A 23,843-nucleotide genomic window follows, 5' to 3' on the forward strand; every position below is an offset into this window, starting at 1 on the left:
GAATCACATAGGGGCACCCTCCCCGCGCCCGGCTTCGTCGTCTTCTTTCTCTTCCCCTTCGCCCTGGTTAAAGCATCTCCAGCGCGCGCTTGCTGCGCGGCGGCTTGAAGTACGCGTCGAGCGCGGCGAGATCGGTATCCCCGAGCTTCAGATCGAGCGCCGCGCGGTTCTCGCGCACGTGCTCGATACGCGCCGCCTTCGGAATCGCGCAGACGCCGCTCGCGCGCAGCACCCACGCGAGCGCCACCTGCCACACCGACACGCCATGCCCCGCCGCAATATCGTCGAGCGGCGAGCGCTTCGGCAGACGCGCGTGATCGACGGGGCTATACGCCATCACCGGCATGCCGCGCGCGAGACTCCACGGCAGCAGATCGAACTCCGGCCCGCGCCGCGCGACGTTGTAGAGAATCTGATTGGCCGCGCACGCCGCGCCGCCGGGCAGCGCGACGAGTTCTTCCATATCGTCGATGTCGAAATTGCTCACGCCCCAGTGGCGGATCTTGCCCGCGCGCACGAGCGCCTCGAAGCCCTCGACGGTTTCCTCGAGCGGCACGCCGCCACGCCAGTGCAGCAGATACAGGTCGATGCGGTCGGTGCCGAGACGCGCGAGACTCGCCTCGCAGGCGCGCTCCACGCCGCGCCGGCTCGCGTTGTGCGTGGCGTTGTGCGGATAAACCTTGCTGACGAGAAACACCTCGTCGCGCAGCCCGTGCAGCGCTTCGCCGACCAGATCCTCGGTCGCGCCGTCGCCGTACATTTCGGCGGTGTCGATCAGCGTCATGCCGAGCGCGACGCCCTCGCGCAGCGCGGCGATCTCGTCGGCGCGGCGCGATGCGCGCTCGCCCATTTCCCACGTGCCCTGACCGAGCTTCGCGATGCGCTCGCCGCCGGGCAGCGCGATGCTGGCGATATCGGTGCTCATGTGTTCTCCCTTTGCGATGCGAGGCTATGCATTCAGCGTGACGTTCAGCGAAGCGCCAGTGTATCGCCGCGCGCCGCGACGGGCATGCGCCTACGCGTAACTCCGGCATTACCGCGCCGCGCCGCCTATGTCATAAAATTGCCGTTCGCCTTTCATGCCTGCCTCCCATGAACGCTCCCACGGAAGACCGCTGGCGCGGCCTGCGCCCGGACCCGGACAACGACACGCCGCTGTATCTGCAACTCGCGCGCAAGCTCAGCGACGCGATCCACGAGAATCGCTGGAACGCCGGCGAGGCGCTGCCGTCCGAACGCGTGCTCGCCGACGCGCTCGGCGTCTCGCGCATCACCGCGCGCAAAGCCATCGCGCTGCTGGTCGAGCAAGGGCTGATCCGCCGCACGCAAGGCGCGGGCAGCTTCATCACGCCGCGCTACGAAGATCCGCTCTCGCGCCTCACGAGCTTCAGCGAAATGCTGCGCCAGCGCGGCTTCACGCCCAGCTCGCGCTGGCTCTCGCGCGAAATCCAGCCCGCGAGCCGTGACGAGGTGATCCAGCTCGGCCTCTCGCCCGCCGCCGCCGTCACGCGCCTCAAGCGTCTGCGTCTCGCGGACGGCATCGTCATGGCGGTTGAGAACTCCACCTTCCCCGCCGCGCTGATCCCCGATCCGAACGCGATCGGCGACTCGCTCTACAGCTTTCTCGAACAGCGCGGCCTCGCGATCGTCCGCGCGTTGCAGCACTTTCGCGCCGTCAACGCGAGCGAGGAAATCGCCCAGCAGATGAGCATCGCGCCGAACGAAGCGCTGCTGCTGATCACGCGCGTGGGCTATACCGCCGATCAGCGCGCCATCGAGCTGACCGATACCTACTGCCGCAACGACTACTACGACTTCGTCGCGGAGCTGCGCAAGTAAGCGGCGCGGCGCGCGACCTGCCGATTCAGGCCGCTTGACGCCGGTTCACGCGATTTCACGCCGGTTCACGCCGTCCAGTGCGGCGCATCGGTGCCGATCGGCACGCAAGGCCGCGCGTAGAACGCGGGCGTGCGTTCGAGCCGCTCGGCCGGCGCCACGGCGCGCACGCGGCCGAACGGCGTGTCCATGTTTTCCATGCAATCCGCCACGTCGCCGGCGCTCACCTCGGGCGCGCGCTGGCCGTCGTCGAGCGTGCCCATCGTTTGCAGCCAGCGGCCCGTCTGCGCGAGCGAGACGCGCACGTGCCAGCTGCCGCCCTCCTTCGCGCGGCGCGCGAGCGCAGTCATCGCGGCGAACGCGGCGAGATAGCCGGTGGCGTGATCGAGCGCCTGGCACGGCAGCGGACGCGGCGCGGCAAACGGCGCATGTTCCGACGATGACATCGATGACGATGACGGCGCCGCCTCGCGCGCCGCCGCCACGCTCTCGCTCCAGACGATGCCGCTCGCCGACTGCACGAGGCTGTCGAAGCCGCGCCGCTCGCGCCACGGTCCGCGATGCGAGTACGCGCAGATCGACACGCAGACGATGCCGGGCCGCTCGCGCGCCAGCGCCTCGGGCGCGAAGCCGTGCGCCGCAATCGCGCCGGGACGATACCCCTGCACGAACACATCGGCGTCGCGCGCCAGCGCATGGAGTTGCGCGCGTCCCGCCGCGTCGCGCAGATCGAGCGTGGCCGAGCGCTTGCCGCGGCCGTTGTCGATCACGAGCGGCGCGATATTGGGCAGATGCGGGCCGTTGATCAGCAGCACGTCGGCACCGTGATGCGCGAGCGTGCGCCCCGCCACCGGCCCCGCGATGATGCGCGTGAGGTCGAGCACGCGCAGGCCGTCGAGCGGACGCGCGCCGACGCGCGGCGCCGGCGCGTGGGCATCGGCATCCGCGTCGCCGATACGCTCGATCTCGAACAGCGGCAAGTCCGCCACCGCGTGCGCCTGCTCGTGCGCGGCCCATTCGCGCGGCGAGCGCACGAGCGCGGCGCACAGGCCCGCTTCGGCCAGCGCCGCGTCGAGCGCCGCGCCGTCCCAGTCGTTGCGGATCGCGCGCGCCACCTCGTCGCGCGATTCCCCGCAGCCGAGCACGCGCAGGATGCCGTGCAGGTGATGCGCGAAATTCGCGTGTAGCTGGATCCAGCGGCCGTCGCGCGTCTCGAAGTAGCCGGTCACGGGATGGCGCAATTCGAACGGCGCGCCGCCATCCACGCTCAGATAGCGCTCGCTGCGAAACGCCGCGAGCGCGCGCCGCACGTCGATCGACACGCGCTGATCGGGACCGCCGCGCAGCGCATGCAGACGCGCCGCCGCCAGCCCCGCCGCACCGATCGTAGCCGCCGCCAGCGTGCCGACGCGGAACACCGACGGCAAGCCCGGATCGTCGCCTTCGATATCGACGAGATCGAGCGCCGAGGCGGCGGCGGCGCTGTCGTTGTCATCGCCGGGGTGAGCCAGCATCCAGAGATGGGCGAGTGCGTCGCGAGGCGTCATGGCGTGCGTCCTTGTGCGGGAAATCGTTGACGGGAACGATACGAGGTACACGCGCAAGGGTAAAAGCGCGCTCGCATACTGATCAATCTTGATTATCATGATCAACATAGATCGATTTTTCCGGTTTCCCGACGCTCGCCACCATGTCCAGCTATATGACCGCGGCCGAGGCCGCCGCCGAACTCGGCATCAGCCGCGCCACGCTCTATGCCTACGTGAGCCGCGGTCTGCTCCGTTCCGCGCCTGCAACAGACGATGCAACCGATGCGAACCACGCGAGCGGCGTGAGCAGCACGAGCAGCAACGCGGCGCCCAACGGCCGCAGCCACGCCGCGCGCCGCTACGACGCCGCCGAAGTGCGCCGCCTCGCGCGCCGCAAGGCCGACGGCAAGCGCGCGGGCAAGGTCGCGCAGAAAGTGCTGGACTGGGGCGTGCCGGTGCTCGAATCGTCGATCACGCTGATCGCGGGCGGCAAGCTGTTCTATCGCGGCCAGGACGCCGTCGAACTGGCGCGCCACGCCTCGCTCGAAGAGGTCGCCGCGCTGCTCTGGGAATGCACGCCGCGCCGCGTGCTGGACGCGCCCGCCGCGCCTATCGCGGCGGCGCAATGGTCGGCGTGGCTCAAGCTCTGGAGCGGCCACTCGCCGCTCGAACGCGCGCTGGTGCTGCTGCCTGCGGCGGCCGCGCAGATGCCGCGCATCTGGGCGCAGGGCCGCGACGCGCAACTCGACAATGCCGCCGTCCTCATGCGCCTGCTCGCGGCGGCGCTGGTCTCGGCGGCGCCGTCGGGCGAGCCGCTGCATCGGCAGATCGCGCATGCGTGGGGCGTGCGTTCGCGCAACCAGGCCGACTTGCTGCGCGCGGCGCTGGTCCTCTGCGCCGATCACGAACTAAACGCCTCGACCTTCACGGTGCGCTGCATCACCTCGACCGGCACGCATCTGTTCGGCGCGGCCACGGGCGGGCTCGCCGCGCTCGCGGGGCCGCGCCACGGCGGCGAGACCGTGCGCGTCGCGGCGCTGTTCGAAGAGGCCGCGCACGCGGACGATCTGCATCGCTATCTCGCACAGCGCCTCGCGCCCGACGAGAACGGCGTGACGCCGTCGCTGTCCGGCTTCGGGCATCCGCTTTACCCGGACGGCGATCCGCGCGCGCGTCTGCTGCTCGACTGGCTCGCGCAGCGCGCCCCCGCGCGTTCGCCGATGGCGGAAGTCGACCTGCTCGCGCAGGCGGTGATGGAAACCACGGGCGCGCGGCCCACGCTCGATTACGCGCTCGCGGCCATCGAGCGCGTGCTGGCGCTGCCGCGTGGCGCGGCGTTCACGCTGTTCGCGGCAGGACGTGTGACCGGATGGATCGCGCACGCGCTCGAACAGAACGCCGACGGCCGCTTGATCCGGCCGCGTGCGCGCTACGTGGGCGAGCACGTGCACGCGTAAGACGTCGCATCATCTCAACGCGCTACGCCGCTCACTGCGCGGCGCGCGTACCCCACGGCCAGCGCACCGAGCGCGCACGCAATGCCTGCGCGACAAAACCCGCCAGCCCGCGCGTCTCGCCCAGATGCGCCGGGTGCGCCGGGTGTGCGCCCCCCTCACCCCGCCACTGCGGCGCGCGCAGCGCCGACGCGCCGCCGAGCGCCAGCACGAATCGCGCGCCCTCGCGCCCCGCGCTGAGCCACACGCGCGTGCCGGCCGCGAGGCTGATCGACTCGCCCGCGCGCAGCCAGTAATCGTCGGCGTCGCCGCCTATCGTGAGCCAGAGTTCGCCCTCGCTCACCTGCAACTGCATCGCCTGCGCGAGCCGCCAGCTTTCGGCGGGCTCGCCGTGCTCCAGTTCGAAAATTCGGATTTCGCGCATTGCCGTGCTCCTTGCGTGCGTTTTGGCTTCCGGCGCGGCGCGCATCGTCGCGAATCGTCGCCAATTTCGCGTTCCCTCAAGACTGCGAAACGTCTTGAAGCGCCTGCCCGGTTGGAGCATTATTGCCCTCGGCATCCCGCCAACCCATGTACAGTTCCGAACAGTTCACGCGGAACTGTGCAGTGGAAAAACCGGACACTTGCGCGCAGACCGCCATGAAACTCGAACTCGACCGCGCCAGCGACGTCCCGCTCACCGAGCAGATCGTCGCCGGCGTGCAAACGTGGATCCGCTCGCGCTCGGCGCATCCGGGCGCGCGCCTGCCGTCGATCCGCCAGCTCGCCGCCGACTGCCGCATCAGCCGCTTTCCCGTGATCGAGGCCTACGACCGGCTCGTCTCACTCGGTTTTCTCGACTCGCGGCAAGGATCGGGCTTCTATGTGAGCGAGCACGCGCGGCTCGGTCTCGACGGGCTCGGCTCCTGCGATCTCTCGAATGCCGCCGAGGAATCGGGCCACCTGCTCGCGCAGCTGAATCTGCCGGGCGAGACGCTGCAGCTCGACAGCGGTTCGGTGCCGCAAGCGTGGCGCGATATCGACGCCATCGGCCAGGCGATCCGCCACGTCTCGCGCACCGATCCGTCGAGTCTCGTCGATTACGGCCCGCCGCTCGGCGACGCCACGCTGCGCGAGCATCTGCGCAACCGCCTCGCGCCGCTGGGCATCGCCGCCGACACCCAGCAGATCCTCATCACCGAGGGCGCGAGCGAAGGCATCGACCTGCTGATGCGCTATCTGCTCAAGCCCGGCGACACCGTGTTCGTCGAAGATCCCGGCTACTACAACCTCTACGGACTGCTGAAGCTGCACGGCGTGCGGCTCGTCGGCATCACGCGCACGGCGAACGGACCGGATATCGACCATCTGCACGCGATGCTCGCGCAGCATCGGCCGCGCGCGTTCTTCATCAACACCGTATTCCACAATCCGACCGGCACGACGATCTCGCCGCCGGTCGCGTTCCGCGTGCTGCAACTCGCGCGCGAGCACGGCTTCAGCATCGTCGAAGATGACATCTACGCCGATTTCCAGGCCGATCCCACCGACCGGCTCGCCGCGCTCGACCAGTTCGAGCGCGTGATCTACGTGGGCGGGCTGTCGAAGACGCTGTCGTCCTCGCTGCGCGTGGGCTACGTGGTCGCAAACGCCGCCGTGGTGCGCGACCTCGCGTCGATCAAGGCGCTCACGAGCATCAGCGGCTCGCGCTTCACGCAGGCCGTGGCGGCCACGCTGCTCGAACGCGGCGCGTATCGCAAGTATCTGGAGCGCCTGCGCCGGCGGCTCGCCGAAGCGCTCGGCGCGGGCACGCGCACGCTCGAAGAACATGGCTGGGAACTGTTCACGGGGCCGTCCGCCGCGCGCGCCGCTCAAGCGGCCGGACTCGCGCATACGCAGACAGGCGGCAAGTTCCTGTGGTCGCGCGTGCCGCATATCGACGATTCCGCGCGGCTCGCGGCCTGCGCCGAGGCGTTCGGCGTGAGCGTCTCGGCGGGCAGCCACTTCCGTCCGCACGGCGAGCCGTGTCCGTGGCTGCGCATCAACGCGGCGTTCGCGCTCGATCCGCGCGCGCAGGCGTTTTTCGCGGCGGCGGCGCGGCTCGACGCCTAGTCGCGAAACCGCGCCCGCGCCCTCCCTACGCGCGCCGCCGCGCCACCTTCACTACAATGGCGGCTGCCAGACACCGCCAGCGCGTGCGCCTTCGCCCATGTCCGACACTTCCAACGCCGCTTCCGCTTCGCCTTCCACGCCTTCCGCCCGCAAGCTCTCCGTGATGCTGTGGCTCGTCGCCACCGGCTTCTTCATGCAGACGCTCGACTCGACCATCGTCAACACGGCGCTGCCCGCGATGGCCGAAAGCCTCGGCGAACTGCCCTTGCGCATGCAGTCGGTCGTGATCGCGTACTCGCTGACGATGGCGGTGATGATCCCCGTCTCCGGCTGGCTCGCGGACAAGCTCGGCACGCGACGCGTATTCATGGGCGCGATCTTCGTGTTCACGATCGGCTCGCTGCTCTGCGCGAGCGCGCACACGCTGAACCAGCTCGTGCTCTCGCGCATCGCGCAGGGCGTGGGCGGCGCGATGCTGCTGCCGGTCGGACGCCTCGCCGTGCTGCGCACCTTTCCCGCCGAACGCTATCTGCCCGCGCTCTCGTTCGTGGCGATCCCGGGCCTGATCGGTCCGCTGATCGGCCCGACGCTCGGCGGCTGGCTCGTGCAGATCGCGTCGTGGCACTGGATCTTCCTGATCAACGTGCCGGTGGGCATCGTGGGCTGCCTGTTCACCTTCATCTTCATGCCCGACAGCCGCAACGCCGACACGCCGAAGTTCGACCTGCCCGGCTATCTGCTGCTGGTCGCCGGCATGGTGACGATCTCGTTCGCACTCGACGGCCGCTCCGAACTGGGCATTCCGCAAGCGACCGTGCTGGTGCTGCTGATCGTCTCGCTGGCCGCCTTCGTGGCCTACGGGCTGCACGCGCAGCGCTCGCCGCGGCCGATCTTCTCGCTCGAACTGTTCAAGATCCACACCTTCAGCGTGGGGCTGCTCGGCAACCTGTTCGCGCGTATCGGCAGCGGCGCGATGCCGTATCTGATTCCGCTGCTGCTCCAGGTCGCGCTCGGCTACACGCCGTTCGAGGCGGGCCTGATGATGCTGCCGGTCGCGGCGGCGGGCATGTTCTCGAAGCGCCTCGTCACCTACCTGATCACGCGCTACGGCTACCGCCGCGTGCTGGTGATCAACACGGTGCTGGTCGGCCTGATGATGGCGAGCTTCGCGCTCTCGACGCCGCACGAGCCGCTCTGGCTGCGCCTCGTTCAACTGGCCGTGTTCGGCGCCGTCAATTCGATGCAGTTCACCGCGATGAACACGCTCACGCTCAAGGACCTCGGCATGGGCGGCGCGAGCAGCGGCAACAGCCTCTTTTCGCTCGTGCAGATGCTCTCGATGAGTCTCGGCGTGACGGTCGCGGGCGCGCTGCTCACGACCTTCACGGGACTGATCGCGCATATGACCGCGTCGAACGTGATTCCGGCCTTCCACGCGACGTTCGTCTGCGTGGGCATCATCACGGCGGCCTCGTCGTGGATCTTCGGCCAGCTCTCCGACGACGTGCGTCACGCCGCGAAAAAGACCGATCCGTCCGAGCGCACGTAGGCGGCGGATGAAGGGCGAGTGAAGGGCGAATGAGCGGCGGCTGATCGACGCACCGCCACACGTGCTCCCGCCCGAACGCCATCGACGAAAACCGTCCAGCAAACCCACGCGCCCGCCGCGCACCAGCCCGGTGCACGGCGCGCCCCGCGCGGTGCGCGCAAAGGCCGCGAAAGCGCGTCGCCAGTGCCTGCGCGGCCCGCGCGACGCCCTGACCCGCCATCCCGAAAACGCCGATATCCCGTGCGCATGGCCCGACCCGCTGTGTGTCGGGACTCGCATACTTTTTGCACGGCTATCCTGTAATGTAAACTTGACGTTCGCGCGCGCGGTCCTGTGCCGGCCATGGCGCGCGTCACCCAGGCCTATGACCAGCATGATCGACCTCGATCCCCCCGGCTATCAGTCGCGTCCCGTCGCGGGCGAAGAAGGCGCACGCCGCACCGTGCTTTACGGCGGATACACCGTGTTCAGCGTGTTCCAGCCGGTGTTTTCGGTCGCCCACCGCCGCGCGATCGGCTATCACGCGTCGCTGCGCGCGCACGACGAGCACGGCCAGCAAGTGCCGTCGCAGGAAGTGTTCACGCAGGCCGCGCGCCGTGGCGATCTGCTCGAACTGGGCCGGCTCGCGGAATCGCTGCATCTGGGCAACTTCAACGCCTTCGATTCGCACGACGAGTGGCTGTTTCTGAGCCTGCATCCCGCCGCGCTGATGGACACGAGCTACGGCGACGCCCTGCTCGCCGGCATCAAGGCGCTCGGGCTGCAGCCGCAGCGCGTGGTGCTGGAAGTGTCGGAACAGGCGGGCGGCGAGAACTCGCGTTTCGCGGAGATCATCGACGGGCTGCGCAAGGCCGGTTTCGTGATCGCGCTCGACGGCTTCGGCGCCAAGCATTCGAACATCGACCGCGTCTGGCAGCTGCGTCCCGACATCGTCACGCTCGACCGCAGCCTGCTCGCGCAGGCGAGCCGCCACGCGCACATCGAACGCGTGCTGCCGGGGCTGGTGTCGATGCTGCACGAGTCTGGCCAGCTCGTGCTCGTGGGCGGACTCTCAACCGAGCGCGACGCGCTGATCGCGCTGGAAAGCAATGCCGATTTCGTGCAGGGCGCGTACTTCGCGCGGCCCGACGTCGAACCCGTGCCGCCTGCCACGGCGGCGCGTCTGATGGACGATCTCTCGGCGCGTCTGCGCGAGCGCGTGAGCGCGCGCGAGCGGGCGCAATCGGCGCGCCTCGCGCCATATGTGAGCGCGCTACAGGCGGCCGCGAGCCAGCTCGCCGCGAACGCGAACATGAACGACGCCACGCTGCCGCTGCTCGGTCTCGGCGAGACGGCGCGCTGCTTCCTGCTGGACGCGTCGGGCCGCCAGATCGGCGACAACGTGCTGCCCGACGGCCGCACCTCACAGCGCGCGAAGCGCTTCCGTCCGCTGCTGCATTCGGAAGGCGCGAGCTGGGAGCGCCGTCCCTACTTCATCGCCGCGATGAAGGCGCCGGGCAGCGTGCAGTTCACGCCGCCCTATCTCTCGATCAACGAGGCGCACCTGTGCGTGACCGCCTCGGTCGCCGCGCAGACGGCGCAAGGCTTGCAGGTGCTCTGCGTCGACATCAACTGGGAAGCCGCCGCGCTGCGCGGTTAAGCGAAGGTCAGGCGAAGTTCAGGCGAAGGCGAGCGGGCGCGCGATCAGCGTCGGCCCGTCTTGCGACGATGCTGACGATGAGGCTGCGGCGAGGGTTTGCGCCGCGCGCATGCTGGCGTGCAGCGCGGCATCGTTCGCCTTAAAGCGCGCCAGCAGCGTTTGAACGGCCTGCTCGCCGTAAATCCGGAAAGCGTAATTGGCCGCGCTGAACGTCGGCCCATGCCGATCCTGCCCCGCGACGCAGACGACCGGCGCGGCACCCCCATCCTCGTCCTCCCGCACCTGCAGCCACGCCGCCAGCGCGCCGTCGTGCGCGACCAGCGCGACGCCCGGCGCGCCATCGAGCACGAGCGTTTCGGCGTGCAGCGCGCGAAGCGGCGTCGCTTCGCCAGCCTGCGTGAGCGCCGTCGCGGTCACACCGAGCAGATCGAGCAAGCCCGCGCGGTCCTGCGCGTGCAGCACCTCGCGCAAGCGGTCGACCGCGAACGCATGACGCACCGTATCGGCGGGCGCGGATTGCGGCGCCTGCTCGCGCGCAAGCCGCACGCGCGCCCGATGCACGATCTGGCGGCAATGCGCGGACGCGCAGCCGGTGAGCGCCGCGATCTCCGCGTAATCGCAGTCGAACGCCTCGCGCAGCACGAACACCGCCTGCTCCAACGGCCCGAGCCGGTCGAGCATCAGCAGCAGGCCGTCCGAGAGTTGCGCCGCGCGCAGCCCGGTTTCCTCCGCCGACGGCGCGGTGTCGCCGAGCCACGGCGCGAGCCAGGCCGCGTCGCGCTCGCCCGCGCTCTCGCGGCGCAGCTTGCGCAGCCGGTCGATCGCGAGGCGCACCGTGACGGTCGCGAGCCACGCCTGCGGCGTGCGGACCGCCGCGGCGTCGCCGTCGCGCCAGCGGAACCAGGCGTCCTGCACCACGTCCTCGGCCTCCGCGCGGCTGCCGAGCACGCGCGCGGCCAGCGCCAGCAAACGCGCGCGCTCTGTCGCGAATACGCCCGCGCGGCGGGACTCGTCCCAGGTTTCGCCGATCGTATCGCCTTGCGCCGCATCGTTTGATACGGCGCGTATTTCCGCGTCGGCTTCTACACACGCTTCGTCGCTGATTTCGTCGCTCATCTGCGTCATTCGCTTCGCTCCTTCACGCGCCGGCTTCGCCGCGCTTCCCGACCTCCAGACGAACGGCCGCGCGCCGATGTGACAGCCGCACGCAAAAAAATCCTCGTCACGCGCGGTTCGCGGCGCGCGTCTTGTGGGCAACGGCGCGCCTCCACGAGCAGCACCGCGCCGATTCACTCTTTCCGCGAGGATTTCCATGCAGCCCATCGATACGCATCGTGCAGCAATCGCGCCGCGTGCGCTCAATCTCGTGCCCACGGTCATCGAAACGTCGAGCCGCGGCGAACGCGCCTACGACATCTATTCGCGCCTGCTGCGCGAACGCATCGTGTTTCTCGTCGGGCCGGTGAACGAGCAGAGCGCGAGCGTGGTCGTCGCGCAACTGCTGTTTCTCGAAGCCGAGCATCCCGAGAAGGACATCAGTCTCTATATCAACTCGCCGGGCGGCTCGGTCTACGACGGCATGGCGATCTACGACACGATACAGTTCATCAAGCCCGACGTCTCCACGCTCTGCACGGGTTTCGCCGCCAGCATGGGCTCGTTTCTGCTCGCGGCGGGCGCGCATGGAAAACGCTTCGCACTCCCGAACGCCCGCATCATGATCCACCAGCCTTCAGGCGGCGGACAAGGCACGGCCTCCGATATCGAATTGCAGGCACGCGAGGTGATTTTTCAGCGCGAGCGGCTCAACGCCATGCTCGCCACGAACACGGGCCGCGAACTCGCGCAGATCGAACGCGACACTGATCGCGACAACTTCATGTCGGCGCACGCGGCGGCGGAATACGGCCTGATCGACCGTGTGATCGCGTCGCGCGACGAGCAGTTGCCGCGCTGAGCGGATCTCGGCGTCAGGCCAGCCGCTGCGCGAGCCACGCGGCGATCACGCCTTTGTATTCCGCGACCAGCAGCTTGCGGTCCTTGGGTTTGGCCGCCGCGTAAAGCGGGTTGAGGCTCTTGATGACCTGCAACATGACTTCGGCGATGCGATACGCCTCGTCCGACGACAGATCCGCGTTATAGCGCCGGAACAGCCCGGCAAAACGCTGACGCAGCTTGTTGCGCGCCGCGTCGTCGCGCCGAAAACCGAGCGGCACCGACAGCAGCGGCAGATAGGCCGGATACGAGGTCATCAGATCGACCATCATGTCGAACAGGCGCTCGGCCAGTTGCGCGAGCGGCAATTTCGCTTCGGCCTGCTCCTCGATCAGCGCGGTCCAGCGCGCGTCCATGTCGTCGCCGTAATGCAGGCGCAAGGCGAGCGCGAGCGCTTCCTTGTTCGGAAAGTACTGATACGCCGCGCCGATCGACACGCCGGCCTGCTGCGCGATCTGCGTCATGGTGGCCGCCTCGAAACCGCGCTCGGCGAACGCGTCGGCCGCCGCTTCGAGCAGCGCATCCACGGTGCGCGCGGCGCGCTCCTGACGCGGCACGCGCCGCGTCCCTTCTTTTTTCGCGTCTTCCGCCATATCTGAGGCCATCCTCATATTCGTGTATTATATGTGAGCCCATCCTCACATAATGGTGTCCCATGACGCAAGCCCTTTCTCTCGATCCGCGCAAGACTGCGCTCGTGATGATCGATCTCCAGCACGGCATCGTGAGCCGCCCGGTCGCGCCCCATAGCGGCGCGCAGGTGGTCGAAAAAGCCAAGACCCTCGCCGACGCGCTGCGCGCGCAAGGCGGCACCGTGGTCTGGGTCCACGTGCTGCTCAACGAACTGCTGGCCCTGCCCGCCGACAACCCGATGCACAAGCCGGGCACGCCGCCCGCGCCCGCCATCGCCTCCGAACTCGTGCCCGAAATCGGCCAGCAGGACGGCGACGTGGTGATCGCCAAGCGCCAATGGGGCGCGTTCCACGGCACCAACCTCGAACAGCAACTGCGCCGCCGCGGCATCGACACGATCGTGCTGGGCGGCATCGCCACCAACTTCGGCGTCGAGTCCACCGCGCGCGCGGCCTTCGATCAGGGCTTCAAGCTCGTGTTCGTCGAAGACGCCACGTCGGGCCTGAACGAAGCAATGCACCACTTCTCGTTCGAGAATCTGTTCGGCTTCATGGGCCACGTGCGCACGACGCAGGAAACCGTCGCCGCGATCACGGGCGCATAAGGCCACGTATGGCCACATCCGGTCACGTACGTCGCCGACGTTAAGCACACGCGCAAACAAAAAAGCCCTCGATGCGAATCGAGGGCTTTTTTTCTGTGCCGTTCTGCGCGAACGGCGCGAGAACGGACCTGGGGGCGTGAGCCTTAAGCGAAGTTCTTCGCTGCGAAGTCCCAGTTCACGATGTTCCAGAACGCTTCGACGAACTTCGGACGTGCGTTGCGGTAATCGATGTAGTAAGCGTGTTCCCAGACGTCGATCGTGATCAGCGCCGTAGCGTCGGTCGTGAGCGGCGTAGCGGCGTTGCTGGTCGACACGATATCGAGCGAGCCGTCAGCCTTCTTCACGAGCCACGTCCAGCCCGAACCGAAGTTGCCGACTGCAGCCTTCGTGAAGGCTTCCTTGAACGCGTCGTAGGAACCCCACTTCGCGTTGATCGCGTCGCCGAGCGCGCCCGACGGTGCGCCGCCGCCCTGGGGCGACAGGCTGTTCCAGAAGAACGTGTGATTCCAGATCTGAGCCGCGTTGTTGAACACGCCGCCCGACGACTTCTTGACGATCTCTTCGAGCGAGAGCTTTTCGAACTCGGTGCCCGGGATCAGGTTGTTCAGGTTCGTGACGTAAGCCTGGTGATGCTTGCCGTAGTGGTATTCAAGCGTCTCTTCCGACATGGTCGGAGCGAGGGCGTTCTTCGCGAACGGCAGCGGCGGGAGCGTAAATGACATGATGCGGTTCCTTCGTCGTGTTATGGGGAGTTCTGCGTAATAACCGGCATGGAGCACTCGATTGTAGGCGAGTTGGAATAACCCCGCAAACGAGCGGACATTATGCCGAACATCGGCTGCACAAGGCTTTCAAGGGCTTTCGCACACGCACGAACACGGCGTTGCGGCAGCGCGAACGATGCCGGCGCGGCATCCGCGGCGCAGGCTTCGGTTCGCCTGGCGTGAATCGTCGCGACACCAACTCGCGGACTTTCACGACCTTGCGCGAAGCGCAGGCGCCGGCCTGCACGCTTCGCGCAAGCAGCGCGCCTGGCCTTTGCGGCGCGTGCGTGTCAGATCCATCCGATCAATTCGATCTCGTCGATCTCGTCGATCTCGTCGATCAAGCACCGATCAAGCGCCAATCAAGCACCAACGATTCCGCGCGGTTCGTTCAGAAACCTTCGGAAAGACGCGGCTGCACATCGGCGAGCGCGACGTCGGCGCTGCCCTGCGCGAGATGCACGGTGAGCCGCTTGCCCGGCTTGAGCGCGGCGGGCGCGAGCACGGCCGCGCCTGTTTGCGCGTCGAGCAGCGCCGCGTAGCCGCGCTCCAGCGTGCGCTGCGGGCTCAGCACTTCGAGCCGCGCCGCGAGTTCCGACACGCGCGCCGACGCCCGCTCGCGCTCGCGTACGAAGGCACCGTCGAGACGGCGCGCGAGCCCGTCGAGATGCGCGCGATGCGCGGCCGGATCGGGCCGTGTGCGCTGCCAGCGCATCTGCACGACGTTGAAACTCGCACGCGCCTGCGCTGTCGCGCGCGAGCCCGCCGAAGCGAGCCGGATCGACAACTGGCGCAGATGCGTGCGCTGCTGCGCGAGCCGATCGGCCGGCGATACGAGACGCCGCGCAAGCCAGTCGAGCTGCTGCGCGCGGCGCTCCATCAGGCGGCCGAAGCCGCGCGCGAGCGTGGCGTGACGCTGATCGAGCTCGCGCAACAACAGCACGCGCTGCGGGCTCACGAGTTCGGCGGCGGCCGTGGGCGTGGGCGCGCGCACGTCGGCGGCGAAATCGGCGATCGTGAAATCGGTTTCGTGGCCCACGCCGCTCACCACCGGAATCTCGCTCGCGGCGATCGCGCGCGCGAGCGTTTCGTCGTTGAACGACCAGAGATCCTCGATCGACCCGCCGCCTCGACACAGCACGATGACATCGACTTCGTTGCGCGCGTTCGCGGTTTCGAGCATCGCCGTGAGTTTTTCCGCAGATCCCGCGCCCTGCACCGGCGCCGGATAGACGATCACCGGCACGTGCGGCGCGCGGCGGCACAGCGTCGTGAGCACGTCGCGCAGCGCGGCGGCCTGCATCGACGTAATCACGCCGATCGCGCGCGGATGCGTGGGCAGCTCGCGCTTGCGCTCCGCATCGAAGAGACCTTCGGCTTCGAGTTGCGCCTTCAGGCGCAGGAAGGCTTCGTAGAGTCGCCCCTGCCCCGTGCGGCGGACCGCTTCGACGTTCAGTTGCAGCTCGCCGCGCGGCTCGTACATCGTGACGAGCGCGCGCACCTCGATGCGGTCGCCCTCGCGCGGCGTGAATTCGGCGTACTGCGCGCGGCCGCGGAACATCACGCAGCGGATCTGCGCCTGCGCGTCCTTGATCGAGAAGTACCAGTGGCCGCTCGCGGCGCGCGTGAAGTTCGACACTTCGCCCGAGATCCAGGCGAGCGGAAACGAGCGCTCGAGCATGGCGCCGATGGCGCGGTTGAGCGCCGAAACCGGGACGACGACGTCGCCGCCCGGAGCGGAGGAAAAGCGGTCGGATAGCATGCGGGGGTGTGATAAGGCGACAACTGAACGGCAAGGATAGCCGCTGGGCGGCCCCGGCGCGCGCTCGCGCGCATCGAGGCCCGTCGAGCGGGCCGGCGGGACAGACGATAGACCGTGACGGGTGCTGCAGTCCAGCAGGAAACGCTCCCAGCGCGCAAGGGCTGCGAAGTGTCCACATTGGCGCTGTGATGCGGCCTGATCGCCGCGAGGCCTGTGAAAGCCGCAATAATTTGATCTATCCCATTGATTTTGATAGATTTTTTATCCAACAAATATCAGCCAGTGCCGATGAGATGGCCGTCGAACGGGCCTTTGCGGGCGCGCGCAGGCCATTTCTCCACAAAGTTATCCACAGCCGCGCGATGAAGGGCCGATGAGGCGGTTTTGCATGCCGTGCAAGCCCGCGCGGCGGCAGGCCCGGCGGCCGTCCAACTTGCCGCGCGGCGGCGTCCCGCGCTAGAGTGCCGGGTTCACGGCGACCCGCCTGCGCGTGTTGCGGCCGATTGCGGCGCATTGCGCGCCGATTCCGGCCCGTTGCAGCCATGCGGCGCATTGCAGCGCGTTCGCGCGCTGTCCGTCGCGCGCCGCGTCACGGCCGCGCCGTCGCCGTTTTGCATTTTTTCCCGTCGGGCGCCCCGTTTTACGCGCTCGCGCCGAACCGGAGATCCGCCCCGATGCCTGCCTCGTTCATCTGCCTGTCGTGCCGCTTGCGCTTGTCGCGCATATCGCGCACGTCGCGCCAGCCGCGCTCATGAGCGGCCCGCTCGCCGATCTGAAGGCGCGCGTCGAGACGGATCTCGCGCAAGCCTGGCAACGCCGCGGCGCGCTCGCCTGGGCGCTCACGCCGCTGGCCGCCGTGTTCGCCGCCGTCAGCGGCGCGCGCCGCGCGGCCTTCGCCGCCGGCTGGCTCAAGACCGTGCGCGTGGGCGTGCCGGTCGTGGTGGTCGGCAACGTGACGGTAGGCGGCACGGGCAAGACGCCCACGGTGATCGCGCTCGTCGAGGCGCTGCGCGCCGCCGGCTACACGCCCGGCGTGGTGTCGCGCGGTTACGGCGCGAAAATCGACCGTCCGACGCCCGTAACCGCCGACACGCCCGCACGCGCCTGCGGCGACGAACCGCTGCTGATCGCGCGCCGCACCGGCGTGCCGGTGTGGGTGTCGCCGAACCGCGTCGGCGCCGCGCAGGCACTGTGCGCCGCGCACCCCGACGTCGACGTGATCGTCAGCGACGACGGCCTGCAGCACTATCGCCTCGCGCGCGACTTCGAACTCGTCGTGTTCGACCATCGGCTCGGCGGCAACGGTTTCCTGCTGCCCGCCGGACCGCTGCGAGAGCCGCTCTCGCGCCACCGCGACGCCACGCTCGTCAACAATCCGTTCGCGCGCGCGCTGCCCGACTGGCCCGACACCTTCGCACTCAAGCTCGAACCCGGCGAGGCGTGGCATCTGGCCAATCCCGGCCTACGCCGCCCGCTCGCGCAATTCGCGCAGGTGGCCGGCCAGCCGCCGCTGCGCCTCGTCGCGGCGGCCGGCATCGGCTCGCCCGAGCGCTTTTTCGCGACGCTGCGCGCGGCCGGTCTCGCGCCGCACACGCTGCCGCTGCCCGACCATTACGATTACGCGACGAACCCGTTCGCCGACGTCGCCGCCGACGCGATCCTGGTCACCGAAAAGGATGCAGTAAAATTGGGGGCCTGGAACGACGCGCGCATCTGGGTCGTCCCCGTCGAAGCCGCGCTCGATCATCGTCTTATTACCCTGGTTGTGGAGAAACTCCGTGGACGCTCGTCTGCTTGAAATCCTGGTCTGCCCGATCTGCAAGGGCCCGCTCAGCTACGATCGCGCCGCGCAGGAACTGATCTGCAGCGCCGACAAGCTCGCCTATCCGATCCGCGACGGTATCCCCGTCATGCTCGTGGACGAGGCGCGCCAGACCGTCGAAGGCACGCCCGTCGATCCGAACGCGGCCTGACATGAGCGCCGCGCAACCCTTCATCGCCGTCGTGCCGGCGCGGCTCGCGTCCACGCGGCTGCCGAACAAGCCGCTCGCCGATATCGGCGGCAAACCCATGGTCGTGCGCGTGGCCGAGCGCGCCCGCGCGGCCGGCGCGCAGCAGGTGCTGATCGCCTCCGACGCCCAGACGGTGCTCGACGCCGCGCGCGAACATGGCTTCGAAGCCGTGCTCACGCGAGCCGACCATCCCTCGGGCACCGACCGGCTCGCGGAAGTCGCCGAGCACTTTGGCTGGAGCGACGAGACGATCGTGGTCAATGTTCAGGGCGATGAGCCGCTGATCGACCCGAAATTGGTCTGCGACGTGGCGTCGCACCTGGCCGCCCACCCGGACTGCGCGATCGCCACCGCGGCACACCCGATCACGGCGCCCGACGAAATCTTCAGCCCTAACGTCGTGAAGGTCGTGCTCGACGCGCGCGGCGTGGCGCTCTACTTCTCGCGCGCGCCCATTCCCTGGGCCCGCGACGCCTGGCAGCCGCACTGGTCGCCGGCCCGTCTCGATCTGGCCGCAATGCCCGCCCCGCCTGCACCGGCAACGGTTTATCGGCATATCGGCCTGTACGCGTATCGCGCCAAATTCCTGCGCACCTACCCCACGCTCGCGCACTCGCCGATCGAGCAGGTGGAGTCGCTCGAACAGTTGCGCGCGATGTGGCACGGCGAGCGCATCGCGGTGCGCGTGACGCCCGAGGCGCCCGCGCCGGGTGTCGACACGCCCGCCGACCTCGCCCGTGTACAGGCGTTATTCCGACCTTAATAACGGTCGTAGTCCGAAAAACCCGTGGCATAATCAATTGTTTGCGCGAGCCGTCTAAGCCTTTGTGCATGCGGGTTTGCCCGCTTTTCTTCCTTTGCTGCCTCCCCCCGCAGCGCCGTCCCCGGTTGGGTTCCGGGCACGTTGCCGCGCGGGATCCGGCGTCACCCCGCAGGCACCGGCCACGCTAGCGTGACCGGCGAGCACGGCGCGAGCAAACGGAAGGAGACGCACGACGCCGCCGACGCCGCCCACGAGGGCAGCCGCCGCGCCGCAAGAATTCACACAGATCGGAGAAATTGGAAATGCGTTTGATCCTGTTGGGCGCCCCCGGCGCGGGCAAGGGAACCCAGGCAAACTTCATCAAGGAACAGTTCGGCATTCCGCAGATCTCGACGGGCGACATGCTGCGCGCCGCCGTGAAAGCGGGCACGCCGCTCGGCCTCGAAGCGAAGCGTTTCATGGATGCGGGCGAACTCGTCACCGACGAGCTCATCATCAATCTCGTGAAGGAACGCCTGAAGGAAGACGACTGCAAGAACGGTTATTTGTTCGACGGTTTCCCGCGCACGCTGCCGCAAGCCGAAGCCATGAAGCAGGCCGGCGTCGCGATCGACTATGTGCTGGAGATCGACGTGCCGTTCGACGAGATCATCGTGCGCATGAGCGGCCGCCGCATGCACCCGGCATCGGGCCGCACGTATCACACGAAGTTCAACCCGCCGAAGCAGGACATGCTCGACGACGTCACCGGCGAGCCGCTCGTGCAGCGCGACGACGACAAGGAAGAAACCGTGCGCAAGCGTCTCGACGTGTACACGGCGCAAACCAAGCCGCTGATCGCCTACTACAGCGAATGGGCGCAGCGCGGTGAAGAAAACGGCCTGAAGGCGCCGCAGTACCGCGCGATCTCGGGTCTGGGCAGCGTCGACGAAATCCGCAACCGCGTGTTCGACGCACTGAAGTAAGAACGTCCCTTGCCGGCCATGCCGGGCGAGGCCCGGCGCAAGCCGGCCTCCCCTCTGGCCGGCCCTCTCTCCTCCTCTGCACGTTTTCGCCGATGAGTCGCGGGCTGGCCCGCACATAACAATCATCGAAGAAAACATCGATCTCAGATCGAGCAGCCTGGAGGCAGACACATGCAAATCCGCGACAACGTATTCCTGATCACCGGTGGCGCTTCGGGCCTCGGTGCGGCCACGGCACGCCTGATCGCAGCGGAAGGCGGCAAGGTCGCGCTCGCCGACCTCAACGAGGAAGCGGGCGAAGCGCTCGCGAAAGAACTCGGCGGCACGTTCGTCAAATGCAACGTCGCGAGCGAGGAAGACGGCGCGAAAGCCGTGGCCGCGGCCAGCGCGCTCGGCACGCTGCGCGGCCTCGTCAATTGCGCGGGCATCGCGCCCGCCATCAAGACCGTCGGCAAGGACGGCCCGCATCCGCTCGACGCATTCAGCAAGACCATCTCGGTCAATCTGATCGGCACCTTCAACATGATCCGTCTCGCGGCCGCCGCGATCGCGCAGACCGCGCCCAACGCGGGCGGCGAGCGCGGCGTGATCGTCAACACGGCTTCCGTGGCGGCCTACGACGGCCAGATCGGCCAGGCGGCCTATGCGGCCTCGAAAGGCGGCGTGGTCGCCATGACGCTGCCAGTCGCGCGCGACCTGTCGCGCAGCGGCATCCGCGTGATGACGATCGCCCCCGGCATCTTCGAAACGCCGATGCTGCTCGGCATGCCCCAGGACGTGCAGGACGCGCTCGGCGCGATGGTGCCGTTCCCGCCGCGCCTCGGCAAACCCGACGAGTACGCCATGCTGGTCAAGCAGATCGTCGAGAACCCGATGCTCAATGGCGAAGTGATCCGCCTCGACGGCGCGATCCGCATGCAGCCGAAGTGATTTCGACGTAACTTTTTACACGCCGAAGTAAAAAAAGCCCGCGAATTCGCGGGCTTTTTTGTCGGCATCCCGTGCACGGGTCGAGTGCGCGATGCGCGGCGTCTCAGTCGTTGTCGAGCGTGCGCTGACGCAATTCCTGCAACTGCGATTCGACGACCGTGGCGTCCTCGGCATCGGGGCGCTCGTCGAGATAATGTTCGAGGTCTTCGAGCGCCGGACGCAGATAGTCGAGCCGCGCATACGCGAAACCGCGGTCGCGCACTTCCTCGATGCTGTACGGCAGCAGGATCACGAGACGCTGCTGGATGCCGAGCAGGCGCTCCCAGCGCTCGGTCTGCAGATACACCGACTTGAGATTGCGCAGCATGCGCGCGACGATCTCGCGCCGCGTGGCCGGTTCGAGCAGCATGCGCAGCGCACGCGCCACCGAATCGCCCGCGCTCGCCACATAGGGCTCGAGCATTTCGACCATGTCGGACTCGGTGAGCGCGCGGCCCGTGGTGGGGTCGAGCATGGCGTCGCCGTCGGGCAGCGCCACGCGCAGCAGGAAATGCCCCGGAAACGACACGCCCTGCACCGGCAGCCCAAGCTGGCCCGCGATCTCCAGATAGATCACCGCGAGCGAAATCGGAATGCCGCGCCGGCGGCGCAGCACGACATGCAGATGGCTGTTGTCGGGATCGAAGAAGTCGTTCAGATTGGCCGCGAAACCCATTTCGCGGAAGAACACGCGGTTGAGCAGCGCCACCTGCTGACGCAGGTCGGCGCCCTCGGGCATACGTTTGCTGATGCGCAACGCGAGCTCGTCGATTTCGGCGAGCGTGCCTTGCAGATCGAGGTCCGGGTAGGCGTCCTGCGCGATCGCCAGCGCCGCTTCGGTGAGCGGCAGGCTATCGTCCTCGGCAACGAGCGTGCTGAAATAATCCAGCACCCGCGTGTTCATCGTCGTCGTCACTTCGTGCGCCTCTTGAAGTATGCGTATTTGAAGCCCATCAGCCACAGCATACCGAAATATAGCGCCGCAAACAGAACCAGGCAGGCTGCGAGCAAAGCGATGCGCGCGAGCGGTTCGTGCCGCAGGCCGATCCAGTCGTAGCTGATCGAGCACCAGTGCATCGCCCCTGCCAGCACGAGGCATGCCCCGAGCAGTTGCACGAAGAACGGGGTCCAGCCCGACGACGGCATGTAGATGCCGCGGCGGCGCAGGCCGATAAAGAGCAGCAGCGCGTTCATGCAGGCGCCGAGGCCCACCGACAGCGTCAGACCTGCGTGCGAGAAGATCGGCACGAAGATGTAATTGCTGATCTGCGTGGCGATCAGCACGCCCACGCCGATCTTCACCGGCGTCTTGATGTCCTGGCGCGCATAGAAACCGGGCGCGAGGATCTTGATCAGAATGAGGCCGACGAGACCCACGCCGTACGCGGCCAGCGCGCGGCCCGTCATGATCACCGAGTTGGCGTCGAACTTGCCGTAGTGGAACAGCGTGGCCGTGAGCGGCTCGGCGAAGAAGAACAGCGCGACCGCCGACGGCGCGGCCAGCAGGAAGGTCACGCGCAGGCCCCAGTCGAGCAGCGCGGAATATTCGTGCGGATCGGCGTCGACGTGCGCCTTCGAGAGACTCGGCAGCAAAATCGTGCCGAGCGCCACGCCGAGCAGCGCCGTGGGAAATTCCATCAGGCGGTCGGCGTAATTGATCCACGACACCGCGCCCGCGCCCAGCCGCGAAGCAATATTCGTGTTGATGATCAGGCTGATCTGCGCGACCGACACCGCGAACATCGCGGGCATCATCTTCGCCAGCACGCGCTTCACGCCGCGATGCGCGAGCGCCTTGAGCGGATTCAGGCCGATGCGCGGCATCATGTCGATGCGCTTCAGACCCGGCAGCTGCACGATGAACTGCAGCACGCCGCCGACGATCACAGCCCACGCGAGCGCGTAGACCGGCTGCTTCATGTGCGGCGCGAACGCCACCGCCGCCGTGATGAACGAGACGTTGAGCAGCACCGGCGCGAACGCGGGCAGCGAGAACTGCTTGTACGTGTTCAGCACGCCCGAGGCCAGCGACGTCAGCGAAATGAACACGATGTACGGGAACATGATGCGCGTCATCACGACGGCGAGCTGATACGCCTGGCCGTCGCTCTTGAGGCCCGAGGCGACCACGGTCACCACGAACGAGGCACCGAAGATGCCGAGCAGCGAGAGCGCGGCAAGCACCCAGGCGAGCACCGTCGAGGTGGCGTCGACGAGCGCGCGGGTGGCATCGTGGCCTTGCTGGTTCTTGAACTCCGCGAGGATCGGCACGAAAGCCTGCGAAAACGCGCCTTCGGCCGAAATGCGGCGCAGCAGGTTGGGAATGCGGAACGCGACGTAGAAGGCGTCGGTGTACTGGCTCGCGCCGAAAGCACGGGCGATCAGTGTCTCGCGGGCCAGTCCGGTCACGCGCGACAGCAGCGTGAAGCCGCTGACCGTCAGCAGGGCTCTGAATAGATTCATGGGGCGCTTATTATACGGGTGCCGTCAGTCACGCCGGCGATGCGCGGCGTCAAGGTTGCCGCGGCGTCTTCCGACACCGCGGCGAGCCCATTCTGACCGCAGCGAGGGCGCAGCGTTCGCCGGATTTCCGTCGATTTGTGCACTGCGGACGCCGGATTTTCCGCCGCGTCCCCCTGTGTACCCAGCGCCCCCGGCTCGCGGCAATCGTCGCGCGATTGCCATGCCTCTGATTTCGTTGCTATAATTCGCGGTTTCGGGTCGCGTCAGCGTTCCGGAGAAAATCTCGCGCGCCTTGGAAAGAAAGCGCAAAGCGGCTGTTCAATCGGTCCCCTTTGCGGTTTGGCACAAGAGGCGCAGCTGGCAAGTTGTTCTGCTGGCAAATACCGTTTTGCGCTACGGGTGTTCCTCGTGGACTTCCCCGGCGCAAATCCAGGCACAGAGCGCTGCACACGCTGGCTGAACACCGGCGCACGCTCCTGAAACATTAGGAACCAACATGGCAAATTCCGCACAAGCACGCAAGCGCGCCCGTCAAGCGACGAAGGCAAACGCACACAACTCGGCACTGCGCTCGAAGTTCCGCACCGCAATCAAGGCTGTTCGCAAGGCAATCGACGCCGGCGACAAGGCAGCGGCTGCTGAAATCCTGAAGGCATCGGCCAAGACGCTGGACATCATCTCGGACAAGAAGATCGTCCACAAGAACAAGGCTGCTCGTCATAAGAGCCGTCTGTCGGCTGCTATCAAGGCAATGGCCTAAGCGATTCGGGAACTTCCCGTTTTTGCTGAATGAAAAACCCGCTTCGGCGGGTTTT

The 23,843-nt window shown here is 67.7% G+C and carries 22 protein-coding genes; 13 read left to right on the forward strand and 9 right to left on the reverse strand.

Features of this window, described 5'->3' with window-relative positions; all coding sequences use genetic code 11:
* Positions 1 to 67: 67 nt before the first annotated feature.
* Complete coding sequence (locus LDO54_RS33185) at positions 68 to 925, reverse strand: aldo/keto reductase (RefSeq protein WP_224016231.1); 858 nt, start codon at positions 923 to 925, stop codon at positions 68 to 70.
* Positions 926 to 1,092: 167 nt separating this feature from the next.
* Between LDO54_RS33185 and LDO54_RS33190 the strand changes: the two genes are divergently transcribed.
* A complete protein-coding gene (locus tag LDO54_RS33190; RefSeq protein WP_074986242.1) occupies positions 1,093 to 1,839 on the forward strand; it encodes a GntR family transcriptional regulator in 747 nt (248 codons plus the stop codon).
* Between the two features lie 65 nt (positions 1,840 to 1,904).
* On the opposite strand, the gene LDO54_RS33195 is transcribed toward LDO54_RS33190, so the two are convergent.
* The gene (locus tag LDO54_RS33195; RefSeq protein WP_224016233.1) at positions 1,905 to 3,383 is read right to left on the reverse strand and encodes a CoA transferase; all 1,479 of its coding nucleotides are present in this window, start codon (positions 3,381 to 3,383) and stop codon (positions 1,905 to 1,907) included.
* Between the two features lie 143 nt (positions 3,384 to 3,526).
* Here LDO54_RS33195 and LDO54_RS33200 point away from each other — a divergent pair, with 143 nt between their 5' ends.
* Entirely contained in the window at positions 3,527 to 4,822 is a 1,296-nt protein-coding gene (locus tag LDO54_RS33200; protein ID WP_224016234.1) for a citrate synthase family protein, read from the forward strand.
* Positions 4,823 to 4,853: 31 nt separating this feature from the next.
* On the opposite strand, the gene LDO54_RS33205 is transcribed toward LDO54_RS33200, so the two are convergent.
* Entirely contained in the window at positions 4,854 to 5,243 is a 390-nt protein-coding gene (locus LDO54_RS33205) for a DUF2917 domain-containing protein (protein ID WP_224016236.1), read from the reverse strand.
* Between the two features lie 215 nt (positions 5,244 to 5,458).
* On the opposite strand from LDO54_RS33205, the gene LDO54_RS33210 reads away from it, so the two are divergent.
* The 3 genes from LDO54_RS33210 to LDO54_RS33220 all read left to right on the forward strand — a co-directional run bounded on the left by LDO54_RS33210 (position 5,459) and on the right by LDO54_RS33220 (position 10,098).
* Positions 5,459 to 6,910 carry a PLP-dependent aminotransferase family protein gene (locus LDO54_RS33210; protein WP_224016238.1) on the forward strand — a complete coding sequence of 484 codons (1,452 nt, stop codon included), beginning with the start codon at positions 5,459 to 5,461 and terminating at the stop codon, positions 6,908 to 6,910.
* A gap of 97 nt (positions 6,911 to 7,007) precedes the next feature.
* Complete coding sequence (gene mdtD / locus LDO54_RS33215) at positions 7,008 to 8,459, forward strand: multidrug transporter subunit MdtD (RefSeq protein WP_224016239.1); 1,452 nt, start codon at positions 7,008 to 7,010, stop codon at positions 8,457 to 8,459.
* A 364-nt stretch (positions 8,460 to 8,823) separates the two neighbouring features.
* Positions 8,824 to 10,098, forward strand: coding sequence for an EAL domain-containing protein (locus LDO54_RS33220; RefSeq protein WP_224016242.1), 1,275 nt, complete (start codon positions 8,824 to 8,826; stop codon positions 10,096 to 10,098).
* A gap of 18 nt (positions 10,099 to 10,116) precedes the next feature.
* On the opposite strand, the gene LDO54_RS33225 is transcribed toward LDO54_RS33220, so the two are convergent.
* Positions 10,117 to 11,223: a sigma-70 family RNA polymerase sigma factor gene (locus LDO54_RS33225; RefSeq protein WP_224016248.1), complete on the reverse strand. Its 1,107-nt coding sequence runs from the start codon at positions 11,221 to 11,223 to the stop codon at positions 10,117 to 10,119.
* Between the two features lie 187 nt (positions 11,224 to 11,410).
* On the opposite strand from LDO54_RS33225, the gene clpP reads away from it, so the two are divergent.
* Entirely contained in the window at positions 11,411 to 12,055 is a 645-nt protein-coding gene (clpP, locus tag LDO54_RS33230; protein WP_224016253.1) for an ATP-dependent Clp endopeptidase proteolytic subunit ClpP, read from the forward strand.
* Between the two features lie 13 nt (positions 12,056 to 12,068).
* Here the strand turns inward: clpP and LDO54_RS33235 are convergent, their stop codons facing one another.
* On the reverse strand, positions 12,069 to 12,698 hold the full coding sequence (locus LDO54_RS33235; protein ID WP_224016255.1) for a TetR/AcrR family transcriptional regulator: 630 nt from the start codon (positions 12,696 to 12,698) through the stop codon (positions 12,069 to 12,071).
* A gap of 50 nt (positions 12,699 to 12,748) precedes the next feature.
* Between LDO54_RS33235 and LDO54_RS33240 the strand changes: the two genes are divergently transcribed.
* A complete protein-coding gene (locus tag LDO54_RS33240) occupies positions 12,749 to 13,330 on the forward strand; it encodes an isochorismatase family protein (RefSeq protein WP_224016257.1) in 582 nt (193 codons plus the stop codon).
* 143 nt (positions 13,331 to 13,473) lie between these two features.
* On the opposite strand, the gene sodB is transcribed toward LDO54_RS33240, so the two are convergent.
* Together sodB and xseA are read right to left on the reverse strand one after the other, a co-directional pair.
* Positions 13,474 to 14,052, reverse strand: coding sequence for a superoxide dismutase (sodB, locus tag LDO54_RS33245; RefSeq protein WP_224016259.1), 579 nt, complete (start codon positions 14,050 to 14,052; stop codon positions 13,474 to 13,476).
* Between the two features lie 433 nt (positions 14,053 to 14,485).
* Complete coding sequence (xseA, locus tag LDO54_RS33250; protein ID WP_224016262.1) at positions 14,486 to 15,856, reverse strand: exodeoxyribonuclease VII large subunit; 1,371 nt, start codon at positions 15,854 to 15,856, stop codon at positions 14,486 to 14,488.
* A 751-nt stretch (positions 15,857 to 16,607) separates the two neighbouring features.
* Between xseA and lpxK the strand changes: the two genes are divergently transcribed.
* From lpxK to LDO54_RS33275, 5 genes are all read left to right on the forward strand, one after another.
* Positions 16,608 to 17,654 (forward strand): tetraacyldisaccharide 4'-kinase, encoded by a 1,047-nt coding sequence (gene lpxK, locus LDO54_RS33255; RefSeq protein WP_224016265.1) that lies wholly within the window; start codon positions 16,608 to 16,610, stop codon positions 17,652 to 17,654.
* Complete coding sequence (locus LDO54_RS33260; RefSeq protein ID WP_065065227.1) at positions 17,635 to 17,829, forward strand: Trm112 family protein; 195 nt, start codon at positions 17,635 to 17,637, stop codon at positions 17,827 to 17,829. Before lpxK ends, LDO54_RS33260 begins: the two co-directional genes overlap by 20 nt.
* A 1-nt stretch (position 17,830) precedes the next feature.
* Positions 17,831 to 18,631 (forward strand): 3-deoxy-manno-octulosonate cytidylyltransferase, encoded by an 801-nt coding sequence (kdsB, locus tag LDO54_RS33265; protein ID WP_224016268.1) that lies wholly within the window; start codon positions 17,831 to 17,833, stop codon positions 18,629 to 18,631.
* A 302-nt stretch (positions 18,632 to 18,933) separates the two neighbouring features.
* Positions 18,934 to 19,596 (forward strand): adenylate kinase, encoded by a 663-nt coding sequence (gene adk, locus LDO54_RS33270; RefSeq protein WP_224016270.1) that lies wholly within the window; start codon positions 18,934 to 18,936, stop codon positions 19,594 to 19,596.
* Positions 19,597 to 19,767: 171 nt separating this feature from the next.
* On the forward strand, positions 19,768 to 20,526 hold the full coding sequence (locus tag LDO54_RS33275; RefSeq protein ID WP_224016272.1) for a 3-hydroxyacyl-CoA dehydrogenase: 759 nt from the start codon (positions 19,768 to 19,770) through the stop codon (positions 20,524 to 20,526).
* Positions 20,527 to 20,629: 103 nt separating this feature from the next.
* Here the strand turns inward: LDO54_RS33275 and LDO54_RS33280 are convergent, their stop codons facing one another.
* Positions 20,630 to 21,469, reverse strand: a complete 840-nt coding sequence (locus tag LDO54_RS33280; protein WP_224016635.1) for a SirB1 family protein — start codon at positions 21,467 to 21,469, stop codon at positions 20,630 to 20,632.
* Positions 21,470 to 21,477: 8 nt separating this feature from the next.
* The gene (gene murJ / locus LDO54_RS33285; protein WP_224016275.1) at positions 21,478 to 23,028 is read right to left on the reverse strand and encodes a murein biosynthesis integral membrane protein MurJ; all 1,551 of its coding nucleotides are present in this window, start codon (positions 23,026 to 23,028) and stop codon (positions 21,478 to 21,480) included.
* A gap of 496 nt (positions 23,029 to 23,524) precedes the next feature.
* Between murJ and rpsT the strand changes: the two genes are divergently transcribed.
* Positions 23,525 to 23,788 carry a 30S ribosomal protein S20 gene (rpsT, locus tag LDO54_RS33290; RefSeq protein WP_224016278.1) on the forward strand — a complete coding sequence of 88 codons (264 nt, stop codon included), beginning with the start codon at positions 23,525 to 23,527 and terminating at the stop codon, positions 23,786 to 23,788.
* Positions 23,789 to 23,843 lie beyond the last annotated feature (55 nt).

The sequence above is a fragment of the Paraburkholderia tropica genome (assembly GCF_914484835.1).
GTDB classification, from domain to species: Bacteria; Pseudomonadota; Gammaproteobacteria; order Burkholderiales; family Burkholderiaceae; genus Paraburkholderia; species Paraburkholderia tropica_A.